Origin of the sequence: Pantoea sp. UYEF8, from assembly GCF_040546285.1 — a bacterium.
Lineage (GTDB): Bacteria > Pseudomonadota > Gammaproteobacteria > Enterobacterales > Enterobacteriaceae > Pantoea > Pantoea brenneri.
In genome coordinates this window covers 59,896-78,882 of sequence record NZ_JBEPNM010000002.1, presented here as the reverse complement: position 1 = coordinate 78,882, position 18,987 = coordinate 59,896, and the positions used below count along the sequence as shown (strand labels likewise).

16 protein-coding genes are annotated in these 18,987 nt (G+C 54.0%); 10 read left to right on the top strand and 6 right to left on the bottom strand.

Features of this window, described 5'->3' with window-relative positions; genetic code table 11:
* Nucleotides 1-7: 7 nt before the first annotated feature.
* Complete coding sequence (gene pncA / locus ABIB18_RS03845) at nt 8-616, top strand: bifunctional nicotinamidase/pyrazinamidase (RefSeq protein ID WP_031374598.1); 609 nt, start codon at nt 8-10, stop codon at nt 614-616.
* 73 nt (nt 617-689) lie between these two features.
* Here pncA and ABIB18_RS03840 read toward each other — a convergent pair whose 3' ends face one another.
* On the bottom strand, nt 690-971 hold the full coding sequence (locus ABIB18_RS03840; protein WP_354473695.1) for a YeaC family protein: 282 nt from the start codon (nt 969-971) through the stop codon (nt 690-692).
* A 5-nt stretch (nt 972-976) separates the two neighbouring features.
* Nucleotides 977-1,387 carry a peptide-methionine (R)-S-oxide reductase MsrB gene (msrB, locus tag ABIB18_RS03835; RefSeq protein WP_031374600.1) on the bottom strand — a complete coding sequence of 137 codons (411 nt, stop codon included), beginning with the start codon at nt 1,385-1,387 and terminating at the stop codon, nt 977-979.
* A 342-nt stretch (nt 1,388-1,729) separates the two neighbouring features.
* Here msrB and gapA point away from each other — a divergent pair, with 342 nt between their 5' ends.
* Complete coding sequence (gene gapA / locus ABIB18_RS03830) at nt 1,730-2,728, top strand: glyceraldehyde-3-phosphate dehydrogenase (RefSeq protein ID WP_069728542.1); 999 nt, start codon at nt 1,730-1,732, stop codon at nt 2,726-2,728.
* A 74-nt stretch (nt 2,729-2,802) separates the two neighbouring features.
* Nucleotides 2,803-3,699, top strand: a complete 897-nt coding sequence (locus tag ABIB18_RS03825) for a D-hexose-6-phosphate mutarotase (RefSeq protein ID WP_069728543.1) — start codon at nt 2,803-2,805, stop codon at nt 3,697-3,699.
* Here ABIB18_RS03825 and ABIB18_RS03820 read toward each other — a convergent pair.
* Nucleotides 3,696-4,547, bottom strand: coding sequence for an aldo/keto reductase (locus ABIB18_RS03820; protein WP_354473694.1), 852 nt, complete (start codon nt 4,545-4,547; stop codon nt 3,696-3,698). The genes ABIB18_RS03825 and ABIB18_RS03820 overlap by 4 nt on opposite strands.
* A gap of 72 nt (nt 4,548-4,619) precedes the next feature.
* Nucleotides 4,620-5,369 carry a MipA/OmpV family protein gene (locus tag ABIB18_RS03815; protein WP_031374604.1) on the bottom strand — a complete coding sequence of 250 codons (750 nt, stop codon included), beginning with the start codon at nt 5,367-5,369 and terminating at the stop codon, nt 4,620-4,622.
* Between the two features lie 419 nt (nt 5,370-5,788).
* On the opposite strand from ABIB18_RS03815, the gene yeaG reads away from it, so the two are divergent.
* The 6 genes from yeaG (at nt 5,789) to ABIB18_RS03785 (ending at nt 14,540) form a co-directional block, all read left to right on the top strand.
* Nucleotides 5,789-7,723 (top strand): protein kinase YeaG, encoded by a 1,935-nt coding sequence (gene yeaG, locus ABIB18_RS03810; protein WP_031374605.1) that lies wholly within the window; start codon nt 5,789-5,791, stop codon nt 7,721-7,723.
* Between the two features lie 87 nt (nt 7,724-7,810).
* Nucleotides 7,811-9,085, top strand: a complete 1,275-nt coding sequence (locus ABIB18_RS03805; protein ID WP_089561432.1) for a YeaH/YhbH family protein — start codon at nt 7,811-7,813, stop codon at nt 9,083-9,085.
* A 250-nt stretch (nt 9,086-9,335) separates the two neighbouring features.
* A complete protein-coding gene (locus tag ABIB18_RS03800; protein WP_031374607.1) occupies nt 9,336-11,063 on the top strand; it encodes a potassium/proton antiporter in 1,728 nt (575 codons plus the stop codon).
* A gap of 77 nt (nt 11,064-11,140) precedes the next feature.
* Nucleotides 11,141-11,374 carry a DUF1480 family protein gene (locus tag ABIB18_RS03795; RefSeq protein WP_069728546.1) on the top strand — a complete coding sequence of 78 codons (234 nt, stop codon included), beginning with the start codon at nt 11,141-11,143 and terminating at the stop codon, nt 11,372-11,374.
* Between the two features lie 378 nt (nt 11,375-11,752).
* Complete coding sequence (wbaP, locus tag ABIB18_RS03790; protein WP_031374609.1) at nt 11,753-13,219, top strand: undecaprenyl-phosphate galactose phosphotransferase WbaP; 1,467 nt, start codon at nt 11,753-11,755, stop codon at nt 13,217-13,219.
* A 127-nt stretch (nt 13,220-13,346) separates the two neighbouring features.
* A complete protein-coding gene (locus ABIB18_RS03785; protein ID WP_316552875.1) occupies nt 13,347-14,540 on the top strand; it encodes a multidrug effflux MFS transporter in 1,194 nt (397 codons plus the stop codon).
* A gap of 2 nt (nt 14,541-14,542) precedes the next feature.
* Here the strand turns inward: ABIB18_RS03785 and dadX are convergent, their stop codons facing one another.
* Both dadX and ABIB18_RS03775 read right to left on the bottom strand, forming a co-directional pair.
* Entirely contained in the window at nt 14,543-15,613 is a 1,071-nt protein-coding gene (dadX, locus tag ABIB18_RS03780) for a catabolic alanine racemase DadX (RefSeq protein WP_031374611.1), read from the bottom strand.
* Between the two features lie 19 nt (nt 15,614-15,632).
* A complete protein-coding gene (locus ABIB18_RS03775; protein WP_354473836.1) occupies nt 15,633-16,952 on the bottom strand; it encodes a D-amino acid dehydrogenase in 1,320 nt (439 codons plus the stop codon).
* Nucleotides 16,953-17,439: 487 nt separating this feature from the next.
* On the opposite strand from ABIB18_RS03775, the gene ABIB18_RS03770 reads away from it, so the two are divergent.
* Nucleotides 17,440-18,975, top strand: coding sequence for a SpoVR family protein (locus ABIB18_RS03770; RefSeq protein WP_031374613.1), 1,536 nt, complete (start codon nt 17,440-17,442; stop codon nt 18,973-18,975).
* The last annotated feature ends 12 nt before the right edge of the window (nt 18,976-18,987 follow it).

Here is an 18,987-nt window from a genome sequence, read left to right as displayed (position 1 = left end):
ACTTGTAATGAAACGCGCACTGATCATTATTGATATCCAGAATGATTTTTGTCCGGGCGGCCCAATGGCCGTCCATGAAGGCGACCAGACTGTTGAGGTCGCCAACCGCTATGCGCGCACCTTCATCCAGAACGGTGAACCGGTGGTCGCGCTGCAGGACTGGCATCCGGCTGACCATGGCAGTTTCGCCTCGGTCTCCGGCGAACCGGTGTACACCCTCGGCGAATTAAACGGTCTGGCGCAGATCTGGTGGCCGGATCACGGCATTCAGGGAAGCCAGGGGGCCGATTTCCATCCTGGCCTCGAGCGTTCGCTGTTTGATGCGGTGTTCCATAAGGGTCAGGACCAGGATGTTGACAGCTACAGCGCCTTCTTCGATAACGGCCATCGCCGCAAAACCGAACTCGACAGCTGGTTACGCGAACGCGAGATCACGCATCTGGTGGTGCTGGGACTGGCGACCGACTACTGCGTGAAATACAGCGTGCTGGACGCGCTCGAGCTGGGCTATCACGTTGAGGTGGTCAAAGAAGGCTGTCGCGGCGTGAACCTGAATCCCGAGGACAGCGAGATCGCTTTCGCGCAAATGACCGCCCAGGGCGCGGTGCTGATATGAAAAAAGCTGGCGCTAAGCCAGCTTTTTTTTGCCGGTAAAGGCGGGTCAACCGTTGACGGTGAAGGTGGCTCACTCAGTGCAGGTTGAGGCGGGTCACGTCTGAGTCGATGCCTAACTCTTCTTTAAGCTGCTTTTTCGACTTCGTGACCATCTCACCGTCTTTGCCAATCGTCATGTGCTGCGGGCTGTCGTTATGCCGCGCCTGCCACAGCATCACCAGCTGCAGGCAGTTGTCGCGCTGTTCCTGCGTTAGCGCTACGCCATCCGGCCATTTCCCAATCTCTACCGCCGTCGCCAGTCGCTGATAGACTTCCGGCGTCATTGCGGCGAGCATCGCTTCAAGTTGCTGCTTCATCGCCATTATCCTTTGGTCTGTTCGCCCTGCTCGTCAGTAAAATTCAGTGAGGCGGAGTTGACGCAATAGCGTTCTCCGGTCGGCTGCGGGCCATCAGGGAAGACGTGTCCCAGATGTGCGTCACATTGACCACAGCGAATCTCAATGCGCTGCATGCCGTGTGAATCATCTTCAATATAACGAATCGCGTCGTCGCTCACCGGCTGGTAAAAGCTCGGCCAGCCACAACCTGAATCATACTTGGTCTCAGACAGAAACAGCGGCGCGTTACAGACCAGACAGTGGTAAATGCCTTCCTGTTTGTTGTGCAGCAGTGCGCCACTGTAAGGCGGCTCCGTTCCGCGATGCTGGGTCACATAACGCTGCATTTCTGTCAGCTGCGCAATTTTTGCTTCGGGTGCGGTGTCTTTAGCCATTTTTAAGATTCCGGAAGGTGCCATTCTGAAAATTTCGACTACTATTCTAACAAATGATCAACATAAGGCGGGTCTTTTTTCGTGCTCACCCTTTCAGTCCGACGTCTGCAACCCGGATTTGTGACTTCGATCACCTTTTATCCGGAGCATCCCTATATATTCGGCGATTGATTAAACGAAGCGCGATATCATTGGCGGTCCGCAAGCGATTGCGCATCGAATAATTCCTTTCAGGCGAATTGACCTGTCGCAACAATTGACACGATTCCGCTTGACGCCTGGTAAGGTTTTTGTAATTTTACAGGCAACCTTTTATTCACTAACAAATAGCTGGTGGAATATATGACTATCAAAGTAGGTATCAACGGTTTTGGCCGTATCGGTCGCATCGTTTTCCGTGCTGCTCAACAGCGTTCTGACATCGAAATCGTTGCAATCAACGACCTGCTGGACGCCGATTACATGGCGTACATGCTGAAGTATGACTCTACTCACGGTCGTTTCGACGGCACCGTAGAAGTTCAGGACGGCGCGCTGGTTGTTAACGGCAAGAAAATCCGTGTTACCTCTGAGAGAGATCCGGCTAACCTGAAGTGGGACGAAGTCGGCGTTGACGTTGTTGCTGAAGCAACCGGTATTTTCCTGACCGATGAAACTGCACGTAAACACATCACTGCAGGCGCGAAGAAAGTTGTTCTGACTGGTCCATCGAAAGATGACACCCCAATGTTTGTTCGTGGTGCAAACTTCGACAAATACCAGGGTCAGGATATCGTTTCTAACGCATCGTGCACCACTAACTGCCTGGCTCCACTGGCAAAAGTGATCAACGACAAGTTTGGTATCGTTGAAGGTCTGATGACCACTGTTCACGCAACTACCGCTACCCAGAAAACCGTTGATGGCCCGTCTCACAAAGACTGGCGCGGCGGCCGCGGCGCATCTCAGAACATCATCCCTTCATCAACTGGCGCAGCGAAAGCAGTGGGTAAAGTTCTGCCAGAGCTGAACGGCAAACTGACCGGTATGGCTTTCCGCGTACCAACCCCTAACGTCTCCGTCGTTGACCTGACTGTACGTCTGGAAAAAGCGGCTTCTTACAAAGAAATCTGTGCTGCTATCAAAGCCGCTGCAGAAGGCGAGATGAAAGACGTGCTGGGCTATGTTGAAGATGACGTGGTTTCTACTGACTTCAACGGCGAAATCCTGACTTCAGTGTTTGACGCTAAAGCCGGTATCGCGCTGAACGACAACTTTGTGAAACTGGTTTCCTGGTATGACAACGAAACTGGCTACTCAAACAAAGTTCTCGACCTGATTGCGCTGGTTTCTGCTAAATAAGGCAGCCAGACATCATTGAGAATAAGGGCGACTTCGGTCGCCCTTTTTTTGATCCGCTCAGGAAGGAATCGAACATGCAAGATAAACTGTTTTCTCTGCCGGTGGTGACGCAGATCTCCCCTTACCTCTCGCAGCGTCAGGTCGGAGAACTGCCGGCGATTATCGTCAGTCATCCCAAAGTACGTGCGGCTCTGACACTGCAGGGCGCCCATCTGATTGCCTGGCAGCCCAGCGGTGAGCAACCGGTACTGTGGCTCAGTGACAAGAGCCAGTTTGCGGCCGGTAAAGCGATTCGCGGCGGCGTACCGATCTGCTGGCCCTGGTTTGGCCCGGCAGGCGAACCGGCGCACGGCTTTGCTCGCAATCAGCCGTGGACGCTGTCAGCGCATGATGAAAATGAAGATGGCGTGATGCTGACGCTGGTGCTGGAAAGCAATGCTCAGACGCTGAAGCTGTGGCCGCATGAGTTCACCTTAATTGCCCGCTTCCGGCTCGGCCAGCATTGCGAGATCGAACTGGAAGCGCACGGTGACTTTGAAGCAACCGCCGCGCTGCACAGTTATTTCACCGTCAGCGATATCAGCGGCGTTGAAGTGTCAGGGCTGGGAAACAGCTATATCGACAAGGTAAATCAGGGTGAGATCGGCAGCAGTGACGGTAAGCAGCGCTATCCGGGCCGGATTGACCGCATCTTTACCGCAGCCGAAGACTGCTCAGTGATCAACGATCCGGCTGCTCAGCGGCAGATTGAAGTCTATCATCACCATCACAGTGACGTTGTTACGTGGAATCCAGGGGTTGAGCTCTCCTGCAGCATGGCCGATATGCCGAATGAGGGCTACAAGACCATGGTTTGCGTCGAGACGGCCCGTATCAACAAGCCACTGCGCAGTGCAGGCGAAAAGCCGGCCCGTCTGGCCACCACCTTCCGCCTGAAGAAAAAAGTCAGCGGCGAGGCGGTTAAGGCTTAAACCACGTCGAGCGGCAACTTGTGCTGCGGTGCCGGATAACGCTGGTTGATCAGGCTGAGATCGTCCTCTGTCAGAACCACCTCCAGCGCCGCAGCATTTTCCTGCACATGGGCGACAGAACTGGCTTTGGGAATGGCGATAACCCCAGTCTGACGGATTACCCACGCCAGCAGTAGCTGCGCCACGCTGATGCTCTTTTGCTGTGCAAGCCGGGTCAGTTGTGGATCGCTGAACAGGCTATCGCGTAGTCGTCCGGCCTGTGCCAGCGGACAATAAGCCATGATCGGCAGGTTTCGCTGCTGGCAAGCTGGCAACAGATCATATTCAATGCCGCGTGAGCCAAGATGGTACAGTACCTGATTGGTCGCGCACTGCGCCCCACCCGCTTCATCCCACAGCTCAGCCATATCATCGGTATCGAAATTAGAGACGCCCCAGTAGCGGATTTTACCCTGCTGCTGCAGACGTTCCATCGCCCGTATTGTCTCTTCCAGCGGAACGTTACCGCGCCAGTGCAGCAGGTAAAGATCGAGATAATCGGTTCTCAGGCGGCGCAGGCTGCGCTCGCAGGCCCCGATAGCATCCTGCTCACCGGCATTCCACGGATAGACTTTAGACACCACCAGTGCCTGGTCACGACGCCCCTGCAGCGCTTCACCCACTACCTGTTCGGCAGCGCCGTCAGCGTACATTTCCGCCGTGTCGATCAGGCGCAGACCGCATGCCAGTCCGGCCTGCAGCGCAGCGACTTCGGTTGCACGCTGCGCCGGATTTTCGCCCATATACCAGCTGCCCTGGCCGATCACCGGCAGAGAGTGATGGCCGGCAAAATTGATGAGGTTACGCATTCCGCTCTCCCGCCCCATTATGAGGCCCCATAAAAGAACAGAGGGCATAAAATGCCCTCGCTTAGTGCGTTATCAGAAGGTGTAACTGACGCCGGTCCAGAGTGTCGCCTGGCCGCTTTTATCAATCATCGGGCTGTCTTTGATTTCGCTGTCGAAGCGGGTATAGCGACCGACGACGCCAACGTTCCACTCCGGCGAAATCTGATAGCTGGCGCTCAGCTCGACATAAGGTGACCAGCTGTCATCCGGATTGTAGCGGCTGATGCCGGTTCGGGCGCTTTCATGGCCGGAAACACCGTAGTAATAACGGTTTTGATTGGCACTGTTCCACATCGCACCAATACCTGGCGTCAGGCTGAAATCACCCATTTCGAAACGGTAAAGGTAGGTTAAGTCCCAGATCATACCGTTGCTGTTGTTCAGCACGTCACCCAGTAAGGCGGTGCGAACAATACCCCAGTCGGCAGTATGACGGTAGGTAGCACCCGCCATCAGGGTCATGCGACGTTTATCCAGCCCTTTCATATCGCCCAGATCGTTGTCGCTGGGTTTGTACTCCTGCGGGGAACCGAGCACCGTCAGTGACAGCTGGTTCTGCGGATCTTTCCACAGGTAGTAACCGCCCTGCAGGCTGCGGAACCAGAAGTCTTCACCTTCGTAATTGATCACCGGAACCGGCAGATAACGGTCCTGACCACCACGATAAGGGGACTCGGCATAAATCACTGAAGCACCGACAGAAAGCGGTGCGGCGTTAACGCCGCCAGAGAGCAAATAACAAGGTAAAAGTGCGACAAGCGCCTTAAATTTGAATTGGTTCACAATTTATTCATTCCATAAATATAACAATCAAACATGAAGTCTAACGTTTTTTTGCGACTGGATTAACTTATATCGAATTCCTTTAAGCGACCAGCCGCTGAAAGTGGCATTAAAGGTTAAAATCACGTTAAGTTAAGTCAACAGAGGCGCATACCGGCCTTACATCAAACCGATTATGTTGTTGATCTCACCCTCACCTATCCACAGCCATGGAGGAAATTTCTTAGAAGCCATCTACAGTTAGAAGTAAGACCAGACATATTGTACGAGCAGAGTAACCATAAAAGTTGTGTATCCCGATAAAAACGATCAGGTTGGCATAAGGGTTGCTGTACTCAATAGAGAATATCTTCCGGGAGCTGCATGAGCCTCTAATTACGCTCCTTACCTGTGCTAAAAACGAAAGGACGGGCATCGCTATGAATATATTCGATCACTATCGTCAGCGTTATGAAGCTGCCAAGGACGAAGAGTTCACACTGCAGGAATTTCTTGCTATCTGTAAGCAGGATCGCAGTGCATACGCCAACGCTGCAGAGCGACTGTTAATGGCTATTGGTGAGCCAGTAATGGTTGACACTGCTCAGGAGCCACGCCTTTCCAGAATATTCTCCAACCGTGTGATGGGACGCTATCCGGCGTTCGAGGAGTTTTACGGCATGGAGGAAGCGATTGAACAAATCGTCTCCTACCTGAAACATGCCGCTCAGGGACTTGAAGAGAAGAAACAGATCCTCTATCTGCTGGGTCCGGTCGGCGGCGGTAAATCCTCGCTGGCTGAGCGGCTTAAATCGCTGATGCAGCGCGTACCGATCTACGTGCTGAGCGCCGATGGCGAACGCAGCCCGGTCAATGACCATCCGCTCTGCCTGTTCAACCCGCAGGAAGATGCCCATATCCTTGAAAAAGAGTACGGCGTGCCGCGTCGCTACCTCGGTACCATTATGTCGCCGTGGGCGGCCAAACGTCTGCACGATTTCGGTGGCGATATCTCACGCTTTAAAGTGGTTAAGGTCTGGCCATCGATTCTTGAACAACTGGCGATTGCCAAAACCGAACCTGGCGATGAGAACAACCAGGATATCTCGGCGCTGGTGGGTAAAGTGGACATCCGTAAACTGGAAAATCACGCGCAAAACGATCCTGATGCCTACGGCTACTCCGGCGCACTGTGCCGCGCTAACCAGGGCATCATGGAATTCGTCGAGATGTTTAAGGCGCCGATTAAGGTACTGCATCCCTTACTGACCGCTACCCAGGAAGGTAACTATAACGGTACCGAGGGTATTTCGGCCCTGCCGTTTAACGGCATCATTCTGGCGCACTCTAACGAATCAGAATGGGTCACCTTCCGTAATAACAAAAACAATGAGGCGTTCCTTGACCGTGTTTACATCGTCAAAGTGCCTTATTGCCTGCGGGTCTCGGAAGAGATCAAAATTTATGAAAAACTGCTGAATCACAGTGAGCTGGCCACCTCGCCTTGTGCACCCGGCACGCTGGAAACCCTGGCTCGCTTCTCAATTCTGTCGCGGCTGAAAGATCCGGAAAACTCAAGCATCTACTCCAAAATGCGGGTTTATGACGGTGAAAGCCTGAAAGATACCGATCCTAAAGCCAAATCGTGGCAGGAGTATCATGACTACGCTGGCGTGGATGAAGGGATGAACGGTCTGTCGACCCGTTTTGCCTTTAAGATCCTGTCGCGCGTCTTCAACTTTGACCATGCCGAAGTGGCGGCCAACCCGGTGCACCTGTTTTACGTGCTGGAGCAGCAGATTGAACGTGAGCAGTTCCCGCAGGACCAGGCGGAAAAATACCTGGAGCACCTGAAAGGCTATCTGATCCCGAAATACGCTGAGTTCATTGGCAAAGAGATTCAGACCGCTTACCTGGAATCCTATTCCGAGTATGGTCAGAACATCTTCGATCGCTACGTGACCTACGCCGACTTCTGGATTCAGGATCAGGAGTATCGCGATCCCGATACCGGTCAGCTGTTCGATCGTGAATCGCTGAATGCGGAGCTGGAGAAGATTGAGAAACCTGCTGGTATCAGTAACCCGAAAGATTTCCGTAACGAGATTGTCAACTTTGTGCTGCGCGCCCGGGCACACAATAACGGTCGCAATCCGAACTGGACCAGTTACGAGAAATTACGCACCGTGATCGAGAAGAAAATGTTCTCGAATACGGAAGAGTTGCTGCCGGTGATCTCCTTCAATACCAAGACCTCTACCGATGAGCAGAAGAAACATGATGATTTCGTCGATCGCATGATGGAAAAAGGCTATACCCGCAAACAGGTGCGCCTGCTGTGTGAATGGTATTTGCGTGTGCGTAAATCGTCCTGATTAAAGTAAGCAAACCGGTATTTCGATACCGGTCGTCTAAAGGTCGGGCTAGCCCGACCTGCTTGCAATGTAGTTTGGGGGAACACTATGGCCTATTTCATCGATCGCCGGCTGAACGGTAAAAACAAGAGCGCGGTTAACCGCCAGCGCTTCTTGCGCCGTTACAAGTCGCAAATCAAGCAGTCGATCTCCGAGGCCATCAATAAACGCTCGGTTACCGACGTCAGCAGCGGTGAATCTGTTTCGATACCTATTGATGACATCAATGAGCCGATTTTCCACCAGGGACGCGGCGGCAATCGCCATCGCGTGCATCCCGGAAACGACCATTTTGTGCAGAATGATCGCATTGAGCGACCGCAGGGCGGCGGTGGCGGCGGCAGTGGTCAGGGCAACGCCAGTCAGGATGGCGAAGGACAGGATGAATTCGTCTTTCAGATTTCCAAGGATGAATATCTCGATCTGCTGTTTGAAGATCTGGCGCTGCCCAACCTGCGTCGTAACCAGCATCGTCAGCTGAATGAATACAAAACGCACCGCGCCGGCTACACCTCTAACGGGGTGCCCGCCAACATCAGTGTGGTGCGCTCGTTGCAAAATTCACTGGCGCGCCGTACGGCGATGACCGCAGGGAAACGGCGCATGCTGCACGAGCTGGAAGAGACGCTCAGCATCGTTGAGAAATCGGAACCGGCCCAGCTGCTGGAAGAGGAGCGTCTGCGCAAGGATATCGCTGAACTGCGCGCACGCATCGAGCGGGTGCCGTTTATCGACACCTTTGACCTGCGCTACAAAAACTTTGAGAAGCGTCCGGAGCCCTCCAGCCAGGCGGTGATGTTCTGCTTAATGGATGTTTCGGGTTCAATGGATCAGGCCACTAAAGATATGGCCAAGCGTTTCTACATTTTGCTCTATCTGTTCCTGAGCCGGACCTACAAGAATGTCGATGTGGTCTATATCCGTCACCACACTCAGGCTAAAGAGGTTGATGAACAGGAGTTCTTCTACTCGCAGGAGACCGGTGGCACCATCGTTTCCAGCGCGCTGAAGCTGATGGATGAGGTGGTCAAGGATCGCTATGACCCGGCGCAGTGGAATATCTACGCTGCGCAGGCGTCCGATGGCGATAACTGGGCCGATGATTCACCGCTTTGTCACGAAATTCTGGCGAAGAATATCCTGCCCGTGGTGCGTTACTACAGTTATATCGAAATCACCCGTCGCGCCCACCAGACCTTGTGGCGCGAGTATGAGCATCTGCAGGCGATGTTCGACAACTTCGCGATAGAGCATATTCGCGAACCGGAAGATATCTATCCGGTGTTCCGTTCTCTGTTTCATAAACAGGCGACCGAAGCCTGATCATCCAAGCCGGCTTATCACCGGCTTGTTTTTTATCTGCTGAATAATCTGATAAAACAGTCGTTTTTCTCCCCCTTGCCTGCCAACTCCCTCATTCTTCACATTAATCTGATTCCATAAGCCAATAAGCAATTCGTATAATTTTCATTTTGACCATGACAACTCCTTGATAAAACATTATCTTTTAGACATAGCATGGACATTTGTCATGATTTGATGCAACTCAACGCCATATCTCAGGAGCCCGGGTTTGAACCACACCATAGTTTACAGTCTGTTTATCATCGGTTCCGTGCTGGTCGCCTCGAGCATTTTGCTCAGCTCTTTCTCCTCGCGCCTCGGCATTCCTATCCTGGTTATCTTCCTGGCACTCGGCATGCTGACCGGGATTGATGGCATCGGCGGTATCGCCTTTGATAACTATCCCGCCGCTTATCTGATCTCCAACCTGGCGCTGGCTATCATCCTGCTGGATGGTGGCATGCGAACCAAAGCCAGCTCGTTTAAGGTGGCGTTGGGGCCCGCCCTGTCGCTGGCGACCATCGGCGTAATGATTACCGCCGGCTTAACCGGCGTGGTGGCGGCCTGGCTGTTTAATCTGGATATGATGCAGGGTTTTCTGATTGGCGCGATTATCGGTTCAACCGATGCGGCGGCGGTGTTCTCGCTGCTGGGCGATAAGGGGCTCAATGAGCGCGTCAGCTCCACTCTTGAGATTGAATCCGGCAGTAACGACCCGATGGCGGTGTTTCTGACCATTACCCTGATTGAGATGATTGAGCAGGGTCAGACCGGGCTCGACTGGATGTTCCTGGTGCATCTGGTGCAGCAGTTCGGGCTGGGTATTGTGCTAGGTTTGGGCGGCGGCTGGGCGCTGCAACAGTTGATCAACCGCATCAGCCTGGCTGGCGGGCTCTATCCGCTGCTGGCGTTGAGTGGCGGCATTCTGGTTTTCGCCCTGACCACGGTATTAGAAGGCAGCGGCATCCTCGCGGTCTACCTGTGCGGCTTTCTGCTGGGCAACAGCCCAATCCGTAACCGTCACGGTATTTTGCAGACCTTCGACGGCATGGCCTGGCTGAGTCAGATCGGGATGTTCATCGTGCTTGGTCTGCTGGTTACCCCGTCTGACCTGTGGCATATCGCCGTGCCGGCGATGATCCTGTCGCTGTGGCTGATTCTGGTGGCACGTCCGTTGTCGGTGTTTATTGGCCTGCTGCCGTTCCGCAGTTTCACTACCCGCGAACGTTTCTTTATCAGCTGGGTGGGCTTACGCGGTGCGGTGCCGATTATCCTGGCGGTCTTCCCGATGATGGCGGGATTGGAAAACGCCTCGCTCTATTTCAATATTGCCTTCTTCGTGGTGCTGGTGTCGCTGATGCTGCAGGGCACCTCGCTGGGCTTTGCCGCCAAAAAAGCCAAAGTGGTGGTGCCGCCGACCGCCTCGCCGATCAGCCGGGTGGGTCTGGATATTCACCCGGAGAATCCGTGGGAGCAGTTTGTTTATCAGCTCAGCGCCGATAAATGGTGTGTCGGTGCCGCGCTGCGTGATTTGCAGATGCCGCGTGAGACCCGGATTGCGGCGCTGTTCCGCGACAATGTGCTGATGCACCCCAACGGCGGGACGCGCCTGAAAGAGAACGATGTAATCTGCGTGATTGGCCGCGAACGCGATCTGCCGGCGCTCGGCAAGATGTTCAGTCAGTCGCCGCCGGTCTCTCTCGATCAGCGCTTCTTTGGTGACTTCATCCTCGATGCAGAAGCCCGTCTGCGGGATGTGGCGCAAATCTACGGCCTCGAACTGGACGAGGCGACCAATGACCAGCAATCGCTGGGACAACTGATGCTCAGCATGCTGGGTGGCGCGCCGGTGGTGGGCGACCAGGTGGAATGGAATCAGCTGACCTGGACCGTCGCCGAGAAAGAAGATAACCGGATCGTGAAGATTGGTGTGCGTCCGGCTGAAGAGAAGGAATAATCCTAATCATTCAGCCACGTTAATTTCTGCTGATGCACTAAGCTAATAGTTCAAGCCAGCATAAACGGGAGAAATGAATGGGACACGTGGTTAAAATTGGACGTTATGAGATTGTGGATGCCGATCTTGACAGTGAGAACCCCGACACCGTCAGTATCCCCTGTGACACTAATCCCGGCTTAATTACGCAACTGGATGGCTGGGATCGTGATACCAGCGTTCCGGCCTGGATCGACGGCGAACCGGTTAATCTGCAAATCGGGCATTACGATAAACAGCAGGACCGCTGGATTTTAAAGAAGCCAGCCTGAGTTACCTGCCTTACCGCCAGTCGGACAATCTGGCGGTAATTCCTAAAAATAGTCTTAAACAGTTTGGTTATAACCGCCCCTTCTCTTATTTTATCCTGCCAGAACAATCAGTTACCCTTTTAAAACTTTAATCAATTTTGATGTTTTCAGATTTTTTCCGTATTAACTCTGTCAAATAACTCCTGCATACTCTTTCTCAACGCTGCAATATTTCGTGAGTGACATCACGCTTTGTCAGTCACTCTTTTCGCAGCTTCGTTTGGCTGTACTGACTGCAACAGACTGAAAATTATTTTTTAATTTTTTCAGTAGCCCACTCCTGAACGCGTACTTGATTCTGGTCAGGCCATCTTTTACTTAAGAAAGAGAGCAGGTTTTATGGCAAGTACATTGATAATGAATAACCCGAGCCGCTCGTGGAGCGGAACGCGTAAAAATATCATCGTAAAGTTCGCCCTGAGTTTTTCTGATTTGATTGCACTTAATCTGGCGTTGTTTTTATCGGCCGCCACTATTCAGGGTATTTGGGGAGAGCTGGATACTTTTATTCCCCCGCAACAAATTGAATACCGTTTTGTCGCGCAGTTTATTATGTCCGTCATGTGTACCGGCTGGTTCTGGGTACGCCTGCGTCACTACACCTATCGCAAACCCTTTTGGTTCGAGCTGAAAGAAATCGTTAAGACGCTTTTCGTTTTCTCCCTGCTCGATCTCGCCCTGATTGCTTTCTCTAAGTGGGATTTTTCCCGCATGGTGTGGGTGTTCAGCTGGACGTACGCACTGCTGCTGCTGCCGTTAATGCGCGCGTTGGTTAAGCGCGCCATTAATAAAGCCGGTCAGTGGCAGAAAGAGACCATTATTATTGGTTCCGGCCGTAACGCCACCGAAGCCTACGCCGCGCTGCAGAGCGAGGAGATCCTCGGCTATAACGTGCAGGCATTTATCTCGGTAGATGACGTACCGGCGCAGCAAACGGTTAATGGCGTGCCGGTGATCACCTGGAAAGATATCAACTGGCAAACTATCGACCGCGACAACGTGCAGTTTATTGTGGCGATGGAATATGAGCAGCAACCGATGCGCGACCGCTGGCTGAAGTTCCTGTCGAAGATGAACTGTCGCTCTGTCTCAGTGATCCCGACCCTGCGCGGTGTGCCACTCTACGGTACCGACATGTCGTTTATCTTCAGCCATGAAGTGATGATCCTGCGGGTCAGCAACAACCTGGCCAAATACTCGTCGCGGTTCCTGAAGCGCGCCTTTGACCTGATTGTCGCTTCGATGCTGCTGCTGTTTCTCGGTCCGATTTTCGCCCTGCTCTGCTACATGGTGAAACGCGACGGCGGCAACGCGATTTACGGCCATGAGCGCGTCGGCCAGGATGGTAAGAAGTTTAAATGCCTTAAGTTCCGTTCAATGGTCACCAACTCGAAGGAAGTGCTGGAGAATCTGCTGGCCACCAGCGAAGCGGCGCGCATTGAGTGGGATAAGGACTTTAAACTGAAGAACGATCCGCGCATTACAAAGATCGGTGGCTTCCTGCGTAAAACCAGTCTGGATGAGCTGCCGCAGCTGTGGAACGTGATCCGTGGTGAGATGAGTCTGGTCGGGCCGCGTCCGGTGATTGAAGCGGAGCTGGAACGTTATGCTGGCGATGTCGATTACTATCTGATGGCGAAGCCCGGAATGACCGGCTTGTGGCAGGTCAGCGGACGTAATGACATTGATTATGATACCCGCGTCTACTTTGACTCCTGGTATGTCAAAAACTGGGCGCTGTGGACCGATATCGCCATTCTGTTCAAAACCGCCGGGGTGGTACTGCGCCGTGACGGTGCTTACTAAACCTGTTATGCGATGCCTGTTTACAGCAGGCATCGCAACTTCCGCACGTTCCCCTCTATCTTTTTTCGCCCTGAATCATTACCCTCTGCGGCTCGTTTTTTAACAGAACGTTTACCCTCTGGTCGTTATGCAAAAATTTACTCTACTGTTATTGAGCCTGGTGCTGCTGGCACCTTTAGGCATCGATCTCTATTTGCCCACACTGCCGCAGATTGCGGAAGGGCTGAATACCCCGGTCAATCTGGTGCAGACCACCATTCCCCTGTTTCTGCTGGTGATGGGACTGGGACAACTGGTGACCGGTCCGCTGGTGGATAACTACGGTCGCAAGCCGATCGCCCTGCTGGGGCTGGCGCTTTACATCGCAGGCAGCGTCATCGCCGCCACGGCCACCTCGTTTCCGCTGTTCCTGATTGCCCGTCTGGTGCAGGGCTGTGGCGTCTGTTGTAGTGCGGTGGTTGCCTTCAGCGGCGTACGTGACCGTCTGAGCGGTGATGATGCGGCACGCGCCTACGGCTTTCTGAATGGCGCGTTAAACATCGTCCCAGCCCTGGCACCGCTGCTGGGTGGCCTGCTGGCCAGCGCCTTTGACTGGCGCGCGCCCTTCTGGTTCCTGTGCGGCTACGGCGCGCTGATCATGCTGCTGGTGATTATCTGGCTGCCGGAAACGCGTCCGGCCGATACTCTGCGGGTCAAAGGCCTGCCGATTGCGCAGTATGCCGCCATTCTGCGTCAGCCACGCTTCCTCGCCTTTGCCTTTGCCAATGCAGGCGCTCTGGGCATGGTGCTGACCTATGTCTCGCTGGCTCCGCAGGTTTTGATGACCGAGGGTGGCTTATCGCCGATTCAGTTCTCCTTTGCCTTTGGCGCTAACGGCTTCTGGATCATGTTCGTCAGTGTGTTCGTCAATAAAACCATCCGCAAAGCGGGACGGCCTTTCTGTCTGGCAATGGGGTTTGTCACTATGCTGCTGGGCGCGCTGCTGTTGCTGGCAGGAATGATGCTGTTCCCGGCATCGATGCAGACTCACTGGGCGCTGTATATGTTCCCGGTGGCGGTATCAGTCGCGGGACTGGCGTTTACCGTCGGTCCGGCCACCAGCTATGCACTGGAGCCGTATCAGCAACAGGCTGGGGTGGCATCCGCCTTACAGGGATTTATCCAGATGGCGGGCGGTGCGGCAGGCAGCCTGATTATCGTGGCGCTGCCGATGGCTGAGAAGCTGTCACTGAGCCTGATGATGTTGCTGGGTGCCATACTGGCGTTGATCGCCTGGCGCTGCAGCAGGAAGATGCGCGGCCGGGTGACCGCGCTGACCTGAATTTAACTTAGCTGAACCGGAACGCGGGGAGCCAGTGCGCACATCAGTTCGTACCCTACCGTTCCGGCCGCTTTTGCCACCTGATCGATTTTCACCTGTTCGCCCCACAATTCAACCCGCGAGCCGATTCCGGCCTGCGGACAGGGGGTCAGATCGACGGTGATCATGTCCATTGATACCGCACCCACCACCTGAGTCATGATCCCATCAACGCTGACCGGCGTTCCGGTAGGCGCATGGCGCGGATAGCCATCCGCATAGCCACAGGCCACTACGCCAATCCGCTGCGCCTGGGTGGCATGATAACGGTAGCCATAGCCAACACCATCACCCGCCTGCAGCTGCTGAATGCCGATAATCTCACTGCTCAGCGTCATCACCGGTTCCAGACCGCTGCTGGCAATATCCTGCCAGTCGCCGCTCGGTGACGCGCCATACAAAATAATGCCGGGCCGCACCCAGTCATAATGCGCTTCAGGGTGCCACAGGGTACAGGCAGAGTTGGACAGCGATCGCGGGCAGTTCAGCCCCTCGGCCGCTTGTTCAATCCGCTGCAGCGGAACGATAATGCCGTCGGGATTCTCCGCATCCGCGAAATGGGCCATCAGCGTCATTTCAGCGACGTTGTTAAGTGCGCGCAGTTTCTGCCACGCTGCATTCACCTGTTCGGGCCGGAAACCGAGCCGGTTCATCCCGCTGTTGACCTTAAGATAGATATCAACCGGTGCCGACAGCGTCGCGTTAGCCAGCGCTTTAATCTGCCAGTTACTGTGCACGCTGGTGGTCAGGCGATAGCGATCGATCAGCTGCAGATCCTCTGGCTGAAAAAATCCCTCCAGCAGCAGGATCGGTTTTTTCCAGCCCTGCTCGCGCAGCAGAATCGCCTCTTCCAGATTAAGCAGGGCAAAACCGTCGGTGGTGGCCAGACTTTCCCAGACGCGGGCAAGACCATGACCGTAAGCGTTAGCCTTAACCACCGACCAGACGCGGGACGCAGGCGCGGCCTGGCGAACCACCGCCAGGTTATGCCGCAATGCCTGCTGATTAATGGTAGCGACAATCGGACGTGACATCCTTCCTCTCCCTGAGAGCTTAACGAGTAGCGTTGGCGTTACGCAGTGGCGAAGCACTCGCCACGAAACTGGGTAAATAGCGAAACACCGATAAGTCATCCGCGGCGATCGACGGTTTTTTGCCGGAAATCAGATCGGCCAGCAGCTGACCTGAACCGCAGGCCATCGTCCAGCCCAGTGTCCCGTGACCGGTGTTGAGCCAGAGGTTAGCCACCGGGGTCGCACCGACAATTGGCGTACCGTCAGGCGTCATGGGACGCAATCCGGTCCAGAAGCTGGCCTGCGCCAGATGACCGCCTTCAGGATAGAGATCACTGACCACCATCTCCAGCGTTTCCCGCCGTGCTTCGGTCAGTCTGGTGTTAAAACCAACGATTTCCGCCATGCCGCCAACCCGGATACGATCGTCAAAGCGGGTTACCGCGACTTTGTAGGTTTCGTCGAGAATGGTGGAGACCGGGGCGGCATCCGGATTTTTAATCGGGATGGTGAGCGAATAGCCTTTCAGCGGATAGACCGGGATGTCGACCACGTTGCGCAGCAGCGCGGTGGAGTAGGAACCCAGCGCTACCACATACTGATCCGCTTTGATGATCTCCTCGCCGCACTTCACGCCGTAGATGCGGTTACCGTCGCGCAGCAGGTGATCGATGGGGGTATTGAAGCGGAACACCACGCCGGCCTGTTCTGCCATCTTTGCCAGCCGCTGGGTAAACAGCTGGCAGTCGCCAGTTTCATCATTCGGCAGGCGTAAACCGCCGGTCAGTTTATGCTGGGTGGCCGCCAGCGCCGGTTCAACCCGCGCCAGCTGATGCGCTTCCAGCAATTCGTAGGGCACGCCCGCTTCGCGTAGCACCGCGATATCTTTGCTGGCGCTGTCGTACTGCTGTTGGGTGCGGAACAGTTGCAGGGTGCCGCCCTGCCGGCCTTCATAGGCGATACCGGTTTCGGCGCGCAGCGCTTTCAGGCAATCGCGGCTGTATTCCGCAATCCGTACCATCCGGCTTTTATTCTGCTGATAGTGGTTGATATCGCAGTTACGTAACATCTGCCACATCCATTCCAGCTGGAAGCTGCTGCCATCCAGCCGCACCGCCAGCGGTGCATGCCGCTGAAACATCCATTTAACCGCTTTCAACGGCACGCCCGGCGCCGCCCAGGGCGCCGCATAGCCTGGCGAAATCTGCCCGGCATTGCCCGCGCTGGTCTCCAGCGCCGCGGCAGGCTGACGATCAATCACCGTCACCTGATGTCCGGCCCGCGCCAGATACCATGCGCTGGCTACACCCACCACACCACTTCCCAGAATCACAACGTGCATATGTCCCCCACCCGGCATGTAAAAGCATAATTCACTGTTCATCAGGCGACATTCAGCGGATTCGCTCAGCAGATATCACCCCGAAATTTCAGCAACTATTTCACATCTTTTTTACTTAACAGGTAACTAAAATCATATCGCCGTGCAAAATACAGAGATTTATCCGCCTTATCGGGCCAATTCAGAAATAAATGACAACGAAGCCAGTTAAATCTGCTTTTGGCAGGAGAATCATTCAACCCCATACAAACCGCTTATAAACAGGATTATATTCCAGATTTTAAATTTATGGTCGAGTTAAAGGCTATTAAATTCCACATCAATCCACTCTGAATGATTTTCTGCCAAAGAATTCATTTGAGTTCGCATTTCGGATAAGCGACAGTGGGCTATCATTGTTGTGTTCGCTCAGTTTTTTTCGGGTTCCCTTTCTCAGGATGAAGCCTTAAATAACCGGAACGGGTTGCCTTTCGGGTCAGCCAGTTTGCAAAAAAAGAGGTGCGCTATGACGACAATCTTTGACGATCCCATCAAGGACAGCAAACGACTCAATGACGGACCAGACTGGACATTTGAACTCCTCGATGTCTACTTAGCCGAGATCGACCGCGTGGCGAAACTCTACCGGCTCGATACCTATCCGCACCAAATCGAAGTGATCACCTCTGAGCAGATGATGGACGCTTATTCCAGCGTCGGTATGCCGATCAATTATTCACACTGGTCATTCGGTAAGAAGTTCATTGAAACCGAACAGCGCTACAAGCATGGTCAGCAGGGTCTGGCCTACGAGATTGTAATCAACTCCAATCCCTGCATCGCTTATCTGATGGAAGAGAACACCATGACCATGCAGGCGCTGGTGATGGCGCACGCCTGTTACGGTCATAACTCTTTCTTCAAAAATAACTACCTGTTCCGCAGCTGGACCGACGCTGGTTCGATAGTTGATTACCTGCTATTTGCCAAAAATTACATCAGTGATTGCGAGGAGCGCTACGGCGTTGAGGAAGTCGAACGACTGCTCGACTCCTGTCACGCGCTGATGAACTACGGCGTTGACCGTTATAAACGGCCGCAGAAGATCTCGCTGCAGGAGGAGAAAGCGCGACAGAAGAGCCGCGAAGAGTATCTGCAAAGCCAGGTAAATACTCTGTGGCGCACTCTGCCACGGCGTGAAAAAGAGACGGTGCAGGTTGAAGCAGCGCGTTATCCGTCTGAACCGCAGGAGAACCTGCTCTACTTTATGGAAAAGAACGCGCCGTTGCTGGAGCCGTGGCAGCGTGAAATCCTGCGCATCGTGCGTAAGGTGAGCCAGTATTTCTATCCGCAAAAGCAGACGCAGGTGATGAACGAAGGCTGGGCCACCTTCTGGCACTACACCATCCTTAACCATCTGTATGACGAAGGCAAAGTGTCGGAACGCTTCATGATGGAGTTCCTGCACAGCCACACTAACGTGGTGTTTCAGCCGCCGTACAATAGCCAGTGGTACAACGGCATCAACCCTTACGCCTTAGGGTTTGCGATGTTCCAGGACATCAAACGTATCTGTCAGTCACCGACCGAAGAGGATCGCTACTGGTTCCCGGATATCGCCGGTTCGGACTGGCTGGAAACCCTGCACTTCGCGATGCGTGAATTCAAGGATGAGAGCTTCATCAGCCAGTTCCTGTCGCCGAAAGTGATGCGTGACTTCCGGCTGTTTACCGTGCTGGATGATGACCGCAATAATTACCTTGAGATTGCGGCTATCCACGATGAAGCGGGCTACCGGGCGATTCGCCAGCAGCTGTCGGCCCAGTACAACCTGAGCAATCTGGAGCCTAACATTCAGGTTTATAACGTGGACTTACGTGGCGATCGATCGCTGACGTTGCGCTATGTGCCGCAGAGTCGCACCCCGCTGGATAAAAGCCGGCGCGAAGTGCTGAAGCATGTCCATCGTCTGTGGGGATTTGATGTGATTCTTGAACAACAGAATGAAGATGGCAGCGTTGAGCTGCTGGATCGCAATCCCCCACGCGGTTCACCACTGTAACCTGAGAATAAA